This window comes from Paenibacillus antri (genome assembly GCF_005765165.1).
Lineage (GTDB): Bacteria > Bacillota > Bacilli > Paenibacillales > YIM-B00363 > Paenibacillus_AE > Paenibacillus_AE antri.
In genome coordinates, this window is the sequence record NZ_VCIW01000001.1 from 476,921 (window position 1) to 491,661 (window position 14,741).

A 14,741-nucleotide genomic window follows, 5' to 3' on the forward strand; every position below is an offset into this window, starting at 1 on the left:
TCGAGTATAAGAGAGTCCGAACGGATGCGGGTTGCAAGCCACGCAACATGGAGGAGCGAAGCGGAAGCGATGATGATGAAGGAAGCGTTCATGCACTATTTGCAACACGAGCATATATTCCCGGGCGAGGCTCCCGAGCTGCTCAGCTATCGGGAGATCTCCTACAACGAAATCGCCCTGCCCGCGCAGGCGCCGCCGCCGGAGCTCCAGCTGGACGATCTGCTGAACCAAGCGAAGGCGTCCGGGACGCTAGGGACGTACATCCGGCAGCTCGCCCTCTCGCGCGACATGCTGACCTACCGGGCGGCGCGGTTCGAGTCGGGCCAAATCAGCCGGGATTACTGGAGTCGCTTGCTGAACGACGAGGTCAACGCCTCGAAGGAGAAGCTGCTGCGGGTGGCGGTGCTGCTGCAGTTGAGCTGCGAGGAAGCCGAGGAGATGTTGGAAAAGGCGGGGTACTCGCTCAGCCCTACGATTTTGCGGGATGTTATCGTCGGGTATTGCTTGCAGCGCCGTATTTACGACTTCGCCGAGATCGAGGAGACGCTCGCCGACCGCGAAGTGCAGTCGTTGTTTAACGATCGGAAGGGGGCTTGATTCATGCATTTTATTGATCTGAAGCATTTCGCAAGCGGGCAAATCCAGGATATCTATGCGATTGCCGACACCCTGAGGACAAATCCGTGCAGGCCGTTGGAAGGAAAGACGTTCATTCTCTTCTTTCCGCAGACTAGCCTTCGAACGAGAACGACGTTCGAGAGCGGCATTCGGCAGCTGGGAGGGGACTGTATTCTCTTCCCGCCGGAGACGTTGGACCGAAGGGAAGAGCTGATCGATACCGTCAAGTATTTGGAAAATTGGGCGGACGGCATCGTGGTCCGACACCCGGACGCCGCCAAAGTGAAGCTTCTTGCGGAGCATGCCGCGATCCCGATTATCAACGCGATGACCTCCGAAAACCATCCGTGCGAGGTCGTCGCCGACTTCTACGCGTTGCGACAGCGGAGAGAGGACTATCTTGACCTTGTTTATACGTACGTCGGTCCCGTCGGCAACATCTTCAAGGCGTGGGCCGACCTTGCGGAAGTGATGAACCTCCGCTTCCATCACGTGTGTACGCCGGATAACGAATACAGGGAGCCTGACGCCAACTATCGCTTTCATTCCGATCTGGACGACATCTTGCCGCAGAGCGATGTCATCCTAACGGATTCGCTGCCGGACTCTTACCGAAACTCCGAATATATCGATGCTTACCAGATTACGCTGGAGAAGCTGCGCACCGCGAAGCCTCGCGCGATGCTCAATCCTTGTCCTCCCTTCTTTCGCTCGGAGGAAGTCAGCGAGGACGCGATCGATTCGGAATTCTTCGTCGGCTATGGCTTCAAGAAGGACCTCCTGCTTGTGCAGCAGGCGATTCTTGTGTATTGCTTGTTTGGTCGGTTATAAAAAAAACAGAACTAATGTTCGCATGTTTTTTTGAATTTTGATATACTGTAAGAGGTACTAGCTTGGCTTGTAAGGGCGGTCGGCTAATCTCCCGGAAGGGAGGTGATGCCCGTGGACGTATTCGAATCACTATACTTAATGATAGCCTTCGCTACATTGGTTGTGTTGATCCTGAACACGTCGCAACGGAAATAGACCGCCCACCCTGACAAGGTCGCGGTCTATTCCTGCGTCAATCTAGGGAACAAGCCAACCGCTCTTACAGCGGCTTGCTGTACCACTGGGGGCCGTAGCAGCGGCTCCCTTTCAATTAGTTTAATCATACCTCAGCGTAGAGATACCTGCAACGTCTGTTGTTTGCAATACCGCTCCGATTCAACGTCTCGAATTGTCCGATATCCCCTCTTACCGTTAAACCAACTGACTATACATATTTTCTCTTGCGCACTTCCCCCATCTGAAGAACGCGATCCTTCCCCCAGGGTTCTATAGAACTCCACATTCTTCACAGAGTCCTTCAATCATGGAATGTCCTCCGAGAGCATCTCAGGATTTTTCCGCACCCCACTACTTTACCTGTCGTAGTATTGATGCTACAATGGGGACTACTACGACAGATGAAGTAGGGGGCGACGAGTTGATCAGCAGCGACGTGATTCGCGGGTACAACGACACGATCATCTTATGCCTGTTGTTGGACAACGAATCTTACGGTTATGAGATTTCCAAGAAGATCAAGCTGTTGTCGGAAGGCAAGTACGTAATGAAGGAGACGACGTTGTACTCGGCCTTTACGCGATTGGAGAAGAACGGCTATATCGTTTCCTTTTATAAGGAAGAGGAGACGCATGGAAGGCGGCGTACGTACTATCGCATTACGCCTGCGGGAATAGAGTATTACCGTGAGAAATGCATCGAGTGGAACGTAACCCAGCACGTGATCAATAAATTTGTAAGGGAGCTGTGACCGGATGGAGACCATTATCAGTTACCTCGACAACATGTTTGCGGCATTCCCCCGAACGAGCCAAATCCTCAAGCTGAAAGAGGAATTGCTGACGACGATGGAGGAGAAATATTTCGAGTTGAAGCGCGAGGGCAAGTCGGAAAATGAAGCGGTCGGCATCGTCATCTCCGAATTCGGCAACGTCGAAGAGCTGATGCGCGAAGTGGGAGTCGCGCCGGAAGCGGAGCACACCTTCGGCCCGGTACTAAGCATGCCGGAAACAGAGCAGTATCTTGCTCATAAGAAGAGAGTCGGCTTGCTCGTCGGGCTCGGCGTCATGTTATGCATAACGGGAGCCTCGTTGCTCATCGCTTTAAGCAATCTGCTCAGCGACGTAGGAATGATGGTCGGAATGATTACTATGTTCCTCTTGGTAGCAGCCGCTGTCGGCTTATTCATCTATAGCGGCATGCAGTCGGAAGCGTTCAAATATTTGCAGTCCGATTTCATCCTGCCCGGGGACTTGCGCGCTTCGCTTCAGCGGCAGCGGCAAGCGTTCATGCCGACCTACACATTCGCGATAATCGTCGGCGTAGGATTGTGCGTCCTGTCGCCGGTGCTGCTGTTCGCTACCATGCTGGCGAGCGACGACATTACGACCTATGGCGTCGTCGGCATGCTGCTCATGATCGCCGCAGCCGCGTTCTTGTTCGTCTACGCCGGGAACATGAAACAGAGCTTCAGCGTACTGCTGAAGCTCGGGGAGTACTCCAAGGTAAACCAGGAGCAGAACAAGGTGATCGGGGCGGTCGCAGCGTTCATCTGGCCGTTGGCTACGGTGGTGTTTTTGCTCGGCGGGTTTCTGTTCAAGGCTTGGCACGTCAGTTGGCTCGTGTTCCCGGTGACGGCATTGTTGTTCGGCGCCTTCAGCGCGGTGTACAGTATCACGAAGGGAAGCGCTGGGAAGAGCGGCTAGTGCGCTTGGACGCAATTCCAACGACTCGAAAGGGCAACGGCCTTTTCGAGTCGTTTCGTTCGGAACTAATTCGTCATTCCGCCAACTTCATAAACAACGTCCCGTCGATCGACGTAACCGAGGCGCGTCTCTCGTCCACCAATTTCGATTTTCGAAGCCGGTAGGCGCGAACCTCATCGAAGAAGGGCTGACGCTTCCCGCTCGAATAGGTCCGGAACACCAGTAACGCTTCGTCCAACTTGCACATCGACTTTGCTATCTTTAAGAGCTCGTCAGCCCTAGCGCCGTTCCGAACGTTCAAGATCCCGATCGCATGCCGCGGCGTAACCTCCGCATCGGCGAACAGCTTGTCCAAGGTTTCCTCATCTTTCTTGAAGTAATTTTCCCGCTCCAAGTGCAAGGCGAAGTCGTGCCAGTAGTCATCCTCGTAGCTGTAGCTCCCCCACCACGTCAGATCCATGGCGCGCCGTTTTCCGTTGCATGTGTCCTCCGTGAACGGATAATAACCCAACATCGAACCGAGTCGCGAGAAATATTCGATCTCCGTCATCGTGAACGAATGCTTCCCGTGATGCACGGACAGATTGAACGTATGGTAGTTCCGAACATACCCTTCGAACACTCGTATTAAATCAAGCTGCATACATGAACCCTCCCTACAGCCCGGAACGGAAAAACCGATCCACAGCCCGCTCCAGCGCCTCGCTCTCGCCCTTCCCCGGAGCCAGCTCGATCGCCCCCATGCGATACCGCTCGTGATACCACTCCTGGAAATAACGAAGCTCATCCTCCGGTCCCCCGCGGGACGGCGTCAAGATAAACACCGCCTCCACCGCCGGGCTGTCGTTCTCCCTCGACACGATGCCGTCGCGATACTTATGCATCTCCCCTAGCGCCGTACCGACATTCGCCGGAACGCGATACTTCGGATCGAACACCAGCACGCGCTTGCCGTCTTCGATCGTAATATCCGGCTCCATTTGCTGCGTGAACGAATAGAGCGTCGGCGAGTTCCATCGAAATACGCGTTGGTAATACAGCGCATACCCCTCCACCAGAGACACCCGGCTCTCCCGATGCTTCGCAAGAGATAGGAACAGCCGCTCCCCCGCCGTTCGATATAACGCTTGCGTCTCCTGGAGCAGCCCTTTCCGACGGAACAATCGCACCAGCTGCATATAACACCAAATCTCATAGAGCGCGAACGTATCTTTCAGTGGAAAAGGAACCCCAAACCCCCATCGTGCCTTCCCATGTCGATACAGACGTTCGAACCAAAGATAGCCCAACCGATACACGGGATGCTTCCGAAGGATCGTGCTGACCTGAATCGGTCCGCGATGAGCCGCAATGCCTTGAAACAACTCCTGTCGCAACCAGTATTGTACGCGGTCCATGTATGTCCGCGCTTTCTCCTGCACCTCGGGCAAGCCGCAGACCATGTACTGTAAGAGCAGCCCTTGCAGCTCCGACAGGAACCGCTTCAGCAAGGCATTCTCATAGATCCCGTAATGCTCGCGCCGAATCGAGGTTACCACATGGGGCGGAATCGCAGCACCGCCTTCGTCATCCCCGTAATGGCGTTCCAACCATCGCGTCGTGGCGACGGAGACCGACTTCACCTGCTCCCGGCGCATGAGCACCTCCTCATTCCGCAGCCGTCGCAGGGGCCGTTCCAAAATACGCCGAACGATGCCGGCCAGCTCCTGAAAACCGTAGTCGACGTAATTCCACTGCGCCCAGGAGATGCGCCGATCCTTCCCCTCCGATTCCATAGGTAGCGTCAGCCCCGCATATTGGAAGCACACGTCGGCTTCTTCCAGAATGTCGGTCATCATGAGCTCGAATTGCGCTGTCGTCAGCTTACGCTCGTCGGGGTATACATAGTTGGGGTACGACTCCCGATTCAAAGCGAATTCGACGTGCCCGCTCTGGAAAGGCGTGATAAACCGGCCTTCTACGCCGTTCTTCCCGCTCCGATACGCAAGCGGCACGCCCCCCATGGCGAGCCGCTCGGGCATCTCCTCCGTCTCCCACGTCCACTCGTACTCCGTCGCCTCGCGGAGATACGCCTCGGCCAGCGGCGCCCACTCCCCGCCCGGCTGCCGGACGCGGAACTTATCGCCAGAACTGAGCGGCGCCATACCGGACGATCTCCTTCTCCATGCGCTCGACGATCCGGACGCTTTCGCTTCCCGCGCCGAACCGCTCCGCCAGCGTCCCCTTCAGCGCGGACAGCATGTCCGCGATCGAGTCGTCGCCACGGACTTTGGGGAGAACCTTCTCCATAACAACCCGTTCCAGCGCCTTCTCCTCGTCCAACCGAACGCTGTCCTCCAGCGCCTTATTCTGCAGCAGCTTACGAAGCATCTCCTGCATCGACCGGTAACCGAAGTGGAGGTGATGCTCTTTCATGATGCCGTACACCTTCCTCAGAAAATGAAACTCCCCCGCGACCCTCCCCTGCGTCTCCTCGTCGATCCGATCCCAGAATGAATCGAAGTCGACCTCGCTGAGCGTCATGACGAACGCGCGATCGAGCACCTTGTCTGAGATCGCATGCGTCGTCTCGTCCACGTTCACCGTCCCGATCACATACAAGTTCGGTGGGATCGTCACCGTCTTCGGAACTGCCTCCACGTCCTCGCGACTATGCAGCGGAATCTCCTTGCGCGACTCGACGCCGCTTAAGTAATCGCTGAGATAGTACTCGACGCGAGCCAGATTCATCTCGTCCAACACGATGAAATGCGGCTTCTCCCGCTCCTGCTGCGCCTGCAATACGACGCGCAGAAACTCCGGCACGACGTATCGCTGCTCGAAGGAACTGTAGTAGCCGAACAAGGCGCTCGAATCCGTCCAATCCGGCCGTACCGGAATAATAGAGAGGTACGGATTAGCCGCTTCATACTCCAAGCCGTACACCGCATTCGCATATAAGCGAGCCAGCTGCGTTTTTCCCGTGCCCGAGATACCGCTCAGAATGACGAAGTGCTTATCGTCCAACGCCGTTAAATTCAAATGGAAGTCGCGCACAATGTCCAGGGAGAAGGTGAGGCCGCTGCTCACCACCGTATCGAGAATCGGCGGCAGCCGGAAGCTGGCCGTGTACGTCTCCGGGTCGCCTCCCTCGTCGCCTCCGTCTCCTGCGCCGGCAGGTTTCGGCGGTTGCGATCCCCCCTCCTCCGACGTCGGCAACTGCAGCTTCTCGCTCGCATGTGCAAACAGCAGCGCCGACGCAATGAGCCGCTTCTTCACCTCCGCGGCCGGCTCCGTGAATGCGGCCGCATCGTTATCGAACACGCCCGCGAGGTACGTATCGGCGTCTCGCACCTCAATGCCGTGCTGCCGCAGCAACGTCATACTTTCCTCAAGCACCTTGGCATTGTCTAGGCTATGCGTCGCGAACGTTTTCCGAATCCACCATTCCTGGAGGCCCGGTCCTAGCAGATTGCGAATGTTCGTGTAGATATGGTTATGACCGTCCAGTTGGATCGCCAGCACTTCGTGCGGCGTCTGCTTCTCATGGTAACGGTAGTAGACGACGTACCCTTTCTCGATGAGCTGGTCCCCATCCTTCACCGTAAACGCCTGACGCGAAACGCCGGATTGCACCTTCTCCGCGGCGGACAGCTGCAGCTGATACGGCTTCTGGAACAGCAAGATCTCTTGTTTCTCATGCTCTTCCTTAAACAGCTCGAGAATGCGGCCGGCGCGATCGCTCAATCCCTTCTCATCCGCTAAGTAACTCCGGATCGAGCTCAGCTGCGCGTACGCCTTGTCCAGCTCCTCGAAGAGACGCGACTCCGACCATTCCTCTTTCAAAGGGTGAAGCTTCGCGAAATAAAACCACGGCCGCCTCCGCGGCTTAATACAGGACTTGATAAAGTCTTGTACCGCATCAAACTTCACGATCTCCCGTTCCGGCGCGTCTTGCCCGCTGCTGGAGGCCATTACAGTGGTGTCGGCGCCCAAGCCGCCGAGAATGTCCCCCAACCGATTCGTGCGCGACGCTTCCCACATCGGATAGAAGTTCGTCTCCACGTGGATCGACACCACTCTGCTCATTCCGTTGAATTCCAGCGTCAGCTCGTTGACCTGCGATTGGCCCACGGTGCGCATGATCTGAACGAAATACTTCCGGCCGATATTCGAATGCTTCTTCTTCAATGCGTCATGATACGTCGTCTGCAGCGTAGTTGCGTAAGTATGGATATGTAAGGAGGGATCGTTCAGCCTTCTCAAGTAGCTCTCTACTAGTGGCTTCACCGTCGCCTCGACTTGCTCTAGTACTAGCTTACAGCGTTCGCTCGTTACATTCAGGTCGAACAACGTCTGGTAATGCGATAATTGCAGCATGCGTCGACTAGACTCCTCTCGTTCCTTCGCTAGACTCATTATACTGCAAGAGGCACCTGCGATCCCTGTAAAACTGCGTCAACCAATCCCGCTCCCCCGGCGTCCACACCGGTTCCGACAAAATCGCCTTCGCACACGCCTCCCAGCTGAGGAACGCGATCCGCTCCCCAAGGGCTCTATAAAACTCTATATCTTTCCCGCTCTCTTTCAACCTCGGAATATCCTCGGCTAGCATCTCCGGATATCTTCGGTATTCCAGCATCTTATAATAGTAGAGCCGACTGCCCGGGGCTTTCTGATATCTGTCCGGCGTCAGCATAACGAAGAAAAATCGCTCTACTTTATCTTCGACGGACTGCAGCCCGATATCGATGCATCTCGCGATTTGATTCCGGTTCGTGCAATGCGTCGTATCGACGGAAATATCGGAAGTGAACTTCGCCTCGATGAAGAGACTCCGACCGCCGTATTCCGCCCAAGCGTCGAAATTCGTCGGCCCCTCCAGCCGATCTTTGCCCTGCGCGCTGTCCCGAACGTACTTCACCGGGTGGCGTTCCGCCTCCTCCCGCAGCGATCGCAGCACCGCTTCTGCGGGAGAGATCGCCTTTTCTAAAGCAAGCTCCGAAGGCAGTCCCGTCCACTCCGATTCCGGAAACGTCGAAGTCATTAGCCCTTCCCACGCCGACGGTCCGCAACGCCGCAGCGCCGCGAACGTCACCAACGTCATCGTTGGCTCGTCCTTATACGCTTGAAGCTCCTCCTTCAAGCCGTGCACGGCTTGCCCTTGCAGCGCTGTCGATGCCTTCGCGGCTTGCTGCAACAGCCTCTCGAAGTGGGCCGCTCTCGCTTCCTTATTCGCGGTGTACAAATCTAGCAATTCATCCCTCTTGAAAATGTGCATACAACGCCCTCCTACATTGTCCTGCTCCCATAATACAAAAAAGCTCCTGACAGTAGACTGTCATGGAGCATGTGTTCGTCCGCTTATTTCGGCAAAGCGTCGTAAGCTTTCTGATAGATGGCAAGATACTGCTCCAAGCCTAAGCCGTCGAGCCCCTTCACGTAGGCGTCCCAATCCGTGTCGAGATTTCGGTTGCCGGTAACGAACAACGCCAGGTGCTCCTGGATGTAGTCGTTAATCGTCGTGCGCAGTCGATTGGACTCTTGCGCGTCCGCCGGATCCATGAAGATGTTCAGCGGGTACACCTCGGCCGGCTTATGCGGCTCGTATAACTGCGTCGCGAGGAACAAGCGCTTTTCGTATCCGTCGATCGAGAATTCGTCCTCCGGCGTGGCGAACGATTCGCGGAACTCGCTCGTGCGGACGGACGGGCCGAGCTGATCCCAAGAGACGTTCCAAGTCGTGACCGTGGAGAATTCCTTCACGTTCGTATATTTCGCCGGTCGCCCGTGGAAATCGATTTCGCCCGCCTCCGAAGGTCTCCAGTAATCGCCTTCCGGACCGAAGACGGAGAAGATCGTCGCCTCCTCGGTCGCCATCAGGTCGGCCAGCTTGATCGCCGCGATGCGCTGCTCTTCGGTCGCCTTATTCGTGATCGCGAATTGGCCTCTGCCGATCGACGGATAATAGGCGGCCAGCTGCGTGCCGTCCGGACCTTTGAGCGGCGGAACGACGTGATAATCGGCGTGGTTGTTGTCCTCGAGCAGCTGGACGCCCATCGCGACATGCCCGGCGGCGTAGGCGCCAAGGATCGGGGCATTCGCGTTGTTGGCGATCTGCTTCAACGCGTCCTCGTCCTGCGTGAAGGCGGCCGGATCGATCAACCCTTCCGCGTACAGCTTGTTCAGGTAGCGAAGCCCTTCGCGCCACTGCTCCTTGTTCGCCGCGATATCGACCTTCCCGTTCTCGAGCGTGAAGTAATCCTCCGAATTGTTGTAGATGAAGGCGTTCATGAGGAAGCCGTCGATATTGCCGTGCCACGAATTTTGGAATCCGCTGAGCGGAATTTCGTCGGCCACCCCGTTGCCGTTCGGGTCTTTCTCCTTGAACGCCTTCAACACTTGATAAAACTCCTCCGTCGTCGTCGGCATCGACATGCCGAGCGCCTCCAGCCAAGCGGCGTTGATCCACATTTTCTGAGAAAACATGCAGTGGTAGCATTCGTTCACTTGAGGCAGAGCGTAAATGTTGCCGTCCGGCGCCGTAATTTCGCTCGTGTATTCTTCGATCATATCCATGGTGTTCTTAATATTCGGACCGTACTGCTCGATCAAGTCGTTCAGCGGGATCAATACGCCTTGCTGGCCGTATTTCAGCTGTTCCTCCTTCGTCAAGTCGCCGTGGATGAACACATCGGGATAATCGCCGCTGGCCAGCAGCAGCTGCTTCCGTTCGTTCGCGCCTTCGGAAGGCGCCAGCACCCACTGAATGTCGATCCCGACCGTCTCCTCCACATACTTGGTGAACAAGTTCGTGTCCATGTTTTCGATCCGGACCAGCTGCGGAGCGAAGGCAGAGAAGGAGACGACGCCTTGCGTCCCTTCGCCTTGTCCGGCGCCTTCTCCCTCTCCGCCGCCGCCGTTCCCTCCGCCCATGCACCCGGCGATCAGCAGCAGAACCATCGCCGCGCAAATCGTTACCGTCCATCTTCTTTTCATCATCACAACTCCCTTCGTATGTACCGCCTTCTACCCTTTGATCGAGCCGATCATGATGCCTTGTACGAAATATTTCTGGACGAACGGATAGATCGCCAAGATCGGCGCGCTCGCCACCACGATCAAGGAAAACTTCAACAAATCCTTCAGCCCTTGCCGGGCCAGCATCTCGGATGCGTCCTTCATCGCCGTCGTGTCCACGGAATTGAGAATCAAAATGTTCCGAAGCACGATCTGCAGCGGAAACAGGTCGGCTGACTTAAGGAAAATCAAGGCGTCGAAATACGAATTCCAATGCATGACCGCATACATGAGCACCAGCACGGCGATGATCGGCTTGGAGAGCGGAACGACGACCCTCCAGATGAATCCGATATTGCTGCAGCCGTCGAGCTCCGCCGCTTCCGTAAGCTCTTCGGGGATCGTCGTGTGGAAGAACGTTCTCGCGATAATGACTTGCCATACCGCCAGCGCTTGCGGAAGGAGCATCGCCCAACGCGTATCGAGAATGCCCAGACTCTTAATTGTAAGATAATACGGGATCAGCCCGCCTTCGAACAGCATCGTCGCCACGAGGATCATCATGATCGCCTGGCGTCCGTAGAAGTTCCGCTTGGATAACGGATAGGCCAGCATTATCGTTAGCGCGACATTCATCATCGTTCCGAAAAAGGTGTAAAACGCCGAGTTCATATACCCGACGATGACCTGATGATGCTCGAATACCGTCTTGTATCCGAGAAGCGTAGGTTCGACCGGCAGCAGCCACACCCTGCCCTCAATGACCGCTTGCGGCGCGCTGAAGGAGGCGCTGACGATATAGAGCAGCGGATAGAACACCGCCAGTCCGATCAAGGCGAGAAAGGCGTATATGCCGTATAGAAATAAGCGATCTCCGAACGATTCTCTTATAGTTCCGCGCAAGTGTTCCCCTCCTCTACCATAGACTGCTGTCGGACACCTTGCGCGCCAACGCGTTGACCAAGACGAGCAGCAGCAGATTGACCACGGAATTGAACAGCCCCACGGCGGACGAGAAGCTGAAATTCGCGCCGAGCAGCCCGATCTTATAGACGAAGGTCGGAATGACCTCCGACGTGCTAAGGTTGAGCGGGTTTTGCATGAGGTAAATTTTCTCGAAGCCGACGCGCATGAGCTGACCGACATTCAGAATGAGCAGGATGACGGCGGCGGGCAGCAGACCGGGAATGTCGATATGAATCATTTTCTGAAACCGCGACGCGCCGTCGACTCTGGCCGCTTCATACAGCTGCGGATTGACGCCGGCCAGCGCCGCCAAGTAGATGACCGCCCCGTATCCGGTCTGCTGCCATACCTCCGACCAGACGTAGATCGACTTGAAGTACCCGGGCTCTCCCATGAAGTTGATCTCCGGAAAGCCGAACCACGTAATGATATGGTTGACGAAGCCGAGCTTCGGAGACAAAAACAAGATGATCATGGAAACCATAACGACCGTCGAGATGAAGTAAGGGGCGAACGTCACCATCTGCACGCTCTTCTTGAACGCGCCGACCCGCAGCTCGTTCAGCGCCAGCGCAAGCAGGATCGGCGCCGGGAAGCCGACGCATAGGGCGTACAAGCTGATCCCGAGCGTATTCCACATCAGCTTCGAGAAATTCGGCGACGTAAAGAAGTCCTCGAAATGCTTGAAGCCCACCCAAGGGCTGCCCAAGATGCCTTGCACGACATTAAACTCTTTAAACGCGATCAGCGCGCCGTACATCGGTACGTATTTGAAAATCGCGATGTACAGCAGCGGGAGAACAATGACGAAATACAAGTCCCAGTTTCGTTTCATTTTCTTCGCGGGCAGCCATTCCCTCCGCACCGACGGCCGCGGCTTCGGCCGAGGTGTTACCGCTTTCAGATTCACGAATCTCGATCCCCCCATTCGGATGTTTGTTCGACGGTCTTATCGTAAGCCGAGTCGGCGGGGAATCCAACTCTCACTATTCCGACACGGGTCGATTTTCCTCCCGTTCCAGGAAGCCTTGCGGGACGCGGGGTTCCGGGCGGGAGCGATCCATTTTCCAGTCGACAATCAAAAATCCGGAGGTTTCCCTCCGGACGGTTACGCCCTAACTCGATTCGCCATGTCTTCGGAAATCTACAGGGGAAAAGCCGACGACCTTCTTGAACGCCCTTCGGAACGTCGTCGCATTCGGATACCCGACCTTATCCCCGACCTCCTGGATCGAATGCGACGCCTCCAGCAGCATCCGTTTGGCCTCCTCCACTCGCTTGCGGGTCAAGAAGTCGATGAAATTTTCGCCGAATTGTTCCTTAAACAGGTGACTTAAATATTTCGAATTGATCTCGAAACGATCGCTTAAATAATCGAGGGATAAATCCGGATTGGCGTAATGCTCCTCCACGTAGGTTCGAATTTCCTTCAGCAAGGCGCAATGGCTCTTCTCTTCCCGCAACCGGAGCGTGTGCGCCCGGAAGTCGTGCAGGATGTCCGTCAGATCGGCCTCCATTCGAGCCCACGTGTCCAATCGCTTCGCGGCGTCCAACAAGCCGGGCAGCGCCTTCCCCTTCCACAGCTGGCCATACTCCTTCGGCAGCTGCGTAATTTGCAAATCCAAATAGTAAATGAAGTAATGGACCAGGATCAGCAAGTCGTCCTTCGTCCGCAGACGGCTCCTGGCATCGGCAAAGAAGAGAGACAGCTTGTTCTCCCACTCCGGGTCGTCCAAGCGATAGGACTCGGCGAAATCGTGAATGAGCGCGACGGCCTCCAAGGAATCCCCGCGATCCGTCGTTCGCCTCTCGAGGACGTCCGCATACGCAATCCACCGGTCACTGCCTAACACCGCTTTATATTGAAGCGCTTGGACGGCTTCCTTGTACGAGTGCGCCACCTCCGCCCAACCCGACTTTTCCAGCCCGAGCCCCGCCGTTACCGTAAACTTCAAGTTGTCGTTCACCCAGCGACACAGCCGGTCGAAGGCTTCCCTGCGATCCGCGTCCGGCCGGTCCGCGAACAAGATGCCTGCGAACCGATCCTCCGAAATCCACTCCACCCACACGCGGGAAGGATCCGTCCCCATAATTTCCCTCGTCACGCTGTGGACAATAAACTTAAACAAATATCGGTCACGTTCCTTATACTTCTGGAACACCTCATCGTAGCGGTCGATCTCCGCGACGAAGACGGAAAGCCGCTCGCCGCCGGGATTCAGGCCATGCTTCTCCAGCTCTTGGTGCAGCCGGTCCGGATCGATGTCCCGACACCCGTTCAGGAGCTCGCCGAAGAAGCTCTTCTTCTTCAGCTCGGCCGTCTCCTCGATTTGTTTCTCGATATGCTCCGACTTCGCGATATAACGGTCGATCGTGCTCTGCAGCACGAAAAACTCGTCGCTCCGCATATCGCCTAACGATTCCGTCTCCTTATGCAAATACGTGTCGATCTTCGCGATTAACTCCTTCAGCGGACGATAATTCCGCCGGGTCACGTACACGATCGACACAATGCCTAAGCCGAACACGAACAGCCCGACGACCATCCAGACGTCGGACAACAGCGAAGTCGCCTGCAGGATCGTCCCGTCGACCATGCCGCTGTCGATCGTCCAGCCCGTATACCTGGAGGTCATGCTCGACATCACGGGGCCGCGCTGCCCGCCGTCGTCCGCGCTGCCGAACAGCCGCTTCCCTTCTGCGTCGCGTACCGTCACGAAGACGTTCGTCGAGCCGGTAATGTCCTCCAGCATCCGCTCGAGCGCCGACGCGCGCACGTTCACGATGAAGCCCCCTTGGCCGCCGATGTTGAGCGGGTACGGGTAGACGAGACTGAGTACCTCTTTATCCTCTTGGAACGGGTAGTGCTTGTATTTCCTGAGGCCCGTCCACTTCGTAAGGCGGACTCCCTCTTTCAAGGCGCCGATAAACTCGCGGTCCTCCGACTTGCGGATCGGATGAATCAAATTTCCGTTAAAGATCAATTCGTCTTCGAATCGCACGAGATCGATGGACTCGACCATCGGCAGCTGCTGCGTTAACAGCTTCAATTGCTTCGATACCCGGTAATGTAGCGCGACGTCGTGCAGATCGGTTTGATAGAAAAACTCCAAGTAGATCGGTTCGTTCATCAAATCGTTAACAACCGTCGTGTCGATCGATTTCAACGAGACGTCGACGGTCTGCAGAATTTGCGAGGTGGATACCCGGTTCGCCGAGATCGCGTTCTTGCGCTGCTGTTCCGACAGCATGTTGAAGAAGATGAAGAAAATAAAGGAGCATAAGATGAGGAAGATGGGGATGTATGACCAGATCATTCGGTGAAACCAAGAATTTTTCATTCCCTGCCCTCCCGAATCGATTATCTACCTCGGAAACGACTCATTGAAATGATATATTCACTAG

Annotated in this window: 13 protein-coding genes; 5 read left to right on the top strand and 8 right to left on the bottom strand. The window is 55.9% G+C overall.

Annotated features, from left to right (window positions below):
* The first annotated feature begins 24 nt into the window (after window positions 1-24).
* The 5 genes from FE782_RS01825 to FE782_RS01840 all read left to right on the top strand — a co-directional run bounded on the left by FE782_RS01825 (window position 25) and on the right by FE782_RS01840 (window position 3,371).
* Window positions 25-597 carry a hypothetical protein gene (locus tag FE782_RS01825; protein WP_158299207.1) on the top strand — a complete coding sequence of 191 codons (573 nt, stop codon included), beginning with the start codon at window positions 25-27 and terminating at the stop codon, window positions 595-597.
* Window positions 598-600: 3 nt separating this feature from the next.
* Entirely contained in the window at window positions 601-1,449 is an 849-nt protein-coding gene (locus FE782_RS01830; RefSeq protein WP_138191896.1) for an ornithine carbamoyltransferase, read from the top strand.
* Between the two features lie 105 nt (window positions 1,450-1,554).
* On the top strand, window positions 1,555-1,644 hold the full coding sequence (locus FE782_RS33235; protein WP_369127147.1) for a putative holin-like toxin: 90 nt from the start codon (window positions 1,555-1,557) through the stop codon (window positions 1,642-1,644).
* Window positions 1,645-2,086: 442 nt separating this feature from the next.
* Window positions 2,087-2,416 carry a PadR family transcriptional regulator gene (locus tag FE782_RS01835; RefSeq protein ID WP_138191898.1) on the top strand — a complete coding sequence of 110 codons (330 nt, stop codon included), beginning with the start codon at window positions 2,087-2,089 and terminating at the stop codon, window positions 2,414-2,416.
* A gap of 4 nt (window positions 2,417-2,420) precedes the next feature.
* Window positions 2,421-3,371, top strand: a complete 951-nt coding sequence (locus FE782_RS01840) for a permease prefix domain 1-containing protein (protein WP_138191901.1) — start codon at window positions 2,421-2,423, stop codon at window positions 3,369-3,371.
* 73 nt (window positions 3,372-3,444) lie between these two features.
* Here the strand turns inward: FE782_RS01840 and FE782_RS01845 are convergent, their stop codons facing one another.
* The 8 genes from FE782_RS01845 to FE782_RS01880 all read right to left on the bottom strand — a co-directional run bounded on the left by FE782_RS01845 (window position 3,445) and on the right by FE782_RS01880 (window position 14,677).
* Window positions 3,445-4,014, bottom strand: a complete 570-nt coding sequence (locus FE782_RS01845) for a hypothetical protein (protein WP_138191903.1) — start codon at window positions 4,012-4,014, stop codon at window positions 3,445-3,447.
* 13 nt (window positions 4,015-4,027) lie between these two features.
* Window positions 4,028-5,515, bottom strand: a complete 1,488-nt coding sequence (locus FE782_RS01850) for a DUF2357 domain-containing protein (RefSeq protein WP_138191905.1) — start codon at window positions 5,513-5,515, stop codon at window positions 4,028-4,030.
* A complete protein-coding gene (locus FE782_RS01855) occupies window positions 5,490-7,730 on the bottom strand; it encodes an McrB family protein (RefSeq protein WP_158299208.1) in 2,241 nt (746 codons plus the stop codon). The genes FE782_RS01850 and FE782_RS01855 overlap by 26 nt, the downstream gene beginning before the upstream one ends.
* A gap of 7 nt (window positions 7,731-7,737) precedes the next feature.
* On the bottom strand, window positions 7,738-8,631 hold the full coding sequence (locus tag FE782_RS01860; RefSeq protein ID WP_138191909.1) for a hypothetical protein: 894 nt from the start codon (window positions 8,629-8,631) through the stop codon (window positions 7,738-7,740).
* 83 nt (window positions 8,632-8,714) lie between these two features.
* Window positions 8,715-10,349 (bottom strand): ABC transporter substrate-binding protein, encoded by a 1,635-nt coding sequence (locus FE782_RS01865; RefSeq protein ID WP_138191911.1) that lies wholly within the window; start codon window positions 10,347-10,349, stop codon window positions 8,715-8,717.
* Between the two features lie 30 nt (window positions 10,350-10,379).
* Complete coding sequence (locus FE782_RS01870) at window positions 10,380-11,273, bottom strand: carbohydrate ABC transporter permease (RefSeq protein ID WP_138191913.1); 894 nt, start codon at window positions 11,271-11,273, stop codon at window positions 10,380-10,382.
* 13 nt (window positions 11,274-11,286) lie between these two features.
* Complete coding sequence (locus FE782_RS01875; protein WP_238392320.1) at window positions 11,287-12,171, bottom strand: ABC transporter permease; 885 nt, start codon at window positions 12,169-12,171, stop codon at window positions 11,287-11,289.
* A gap of 280 nt (window positions 12,172-12,451) precedes the next feature.
* Window positions 12,452-14,677, bottom strand: a complete 2,226-nt coding sequence (locus FE782_RS01880) for a helix-turn-helix domain-containing protein (RefSeq protein WP_138191917.1) — start codon at window positions 14,675-14,677, stop codon at window positions 12,452-12,454.
* Window positions 14,678-14,741: the final 64 nt, after the last annotated feature.

Bases quoted from the DNA above. Each gene is read 5' to 3' on its own strand.
- FE782_RS01880 (WP_138191917.1), bottom strand. From the start codon at position 14,677: ATGAAAAATTCTTGGTTTCACCGAATGATCTGGTCATACATCCCCATC.
- FE782_RS01865 (WP_138191911.1), bottom strand. From the start codon at position 10,349: ATGAAAAGAAGATGGACGGTAACGATTTGCGCGGCGATGGTTCTGCTG.
- FE782_RS33235 (WP_369127147.1), top strand. From the start codon at position 1,555: ATGCCCGTGGACGTATTCGAATCACTATACTTAATGATAGCCTTCGCT.
- FE782_RS01830 (WP_138191896.1), top strand. From the start codon at position 601: ATGCATTTTATTGATCTGAAGCATTTCGCAAGCGGGCAAATCCAGGAT.
- FE782_RS01875 (WP_238392320.1), bottom strand. From the start codon at position 12,171: ATGAAACGAAACTGGGACTTGTATTTCGTCATTGTTCTCCCGCTGCTG.
- FE782_RS01840 (WP_138191901.1), top strand. From the start codon at position 2,421: ATGGAGACCATTATCAGTTACCTCGACAACATGTTTGCGGCATTCCCC.
- FE782_RS01845 (WP_138191903.1), bottom strand. From the start codon at position 4,014: ATGCAGCTTGATTTAATACGAGTGTTCGAAGGGTATGTTCGGAACTAC.
- FE782_RS01850 (WP_138191905.1), bottom strand. From the start codon at position 5,515: ATGGCGCCGCTCAGTTCTGGCGATAAGTTCCGCGTCCGGCAGCCGGGC.
- FE782_RS01825 (WP_158299207.1), top strand. From the start codon at position 25: ATGCGGGTTGCAAGCCACGCAACATGGAGGAGCGAAGCGGAAGCGATG.
- FE782_RS01860 (WP_138191909.1), bottom strand. From the start codon at position 8,631: ATGCACATTTTCAAGAGGGATGAATTGCTAGATTTGTACACCGCGAAT.
- FE782_RS01855 (WP_158299208.1), bottom strand. From the start codon at position 7,730: ATGCTGCAATTATCGCATTACCAGACGTTGTTCGACCTGAATGTAACG.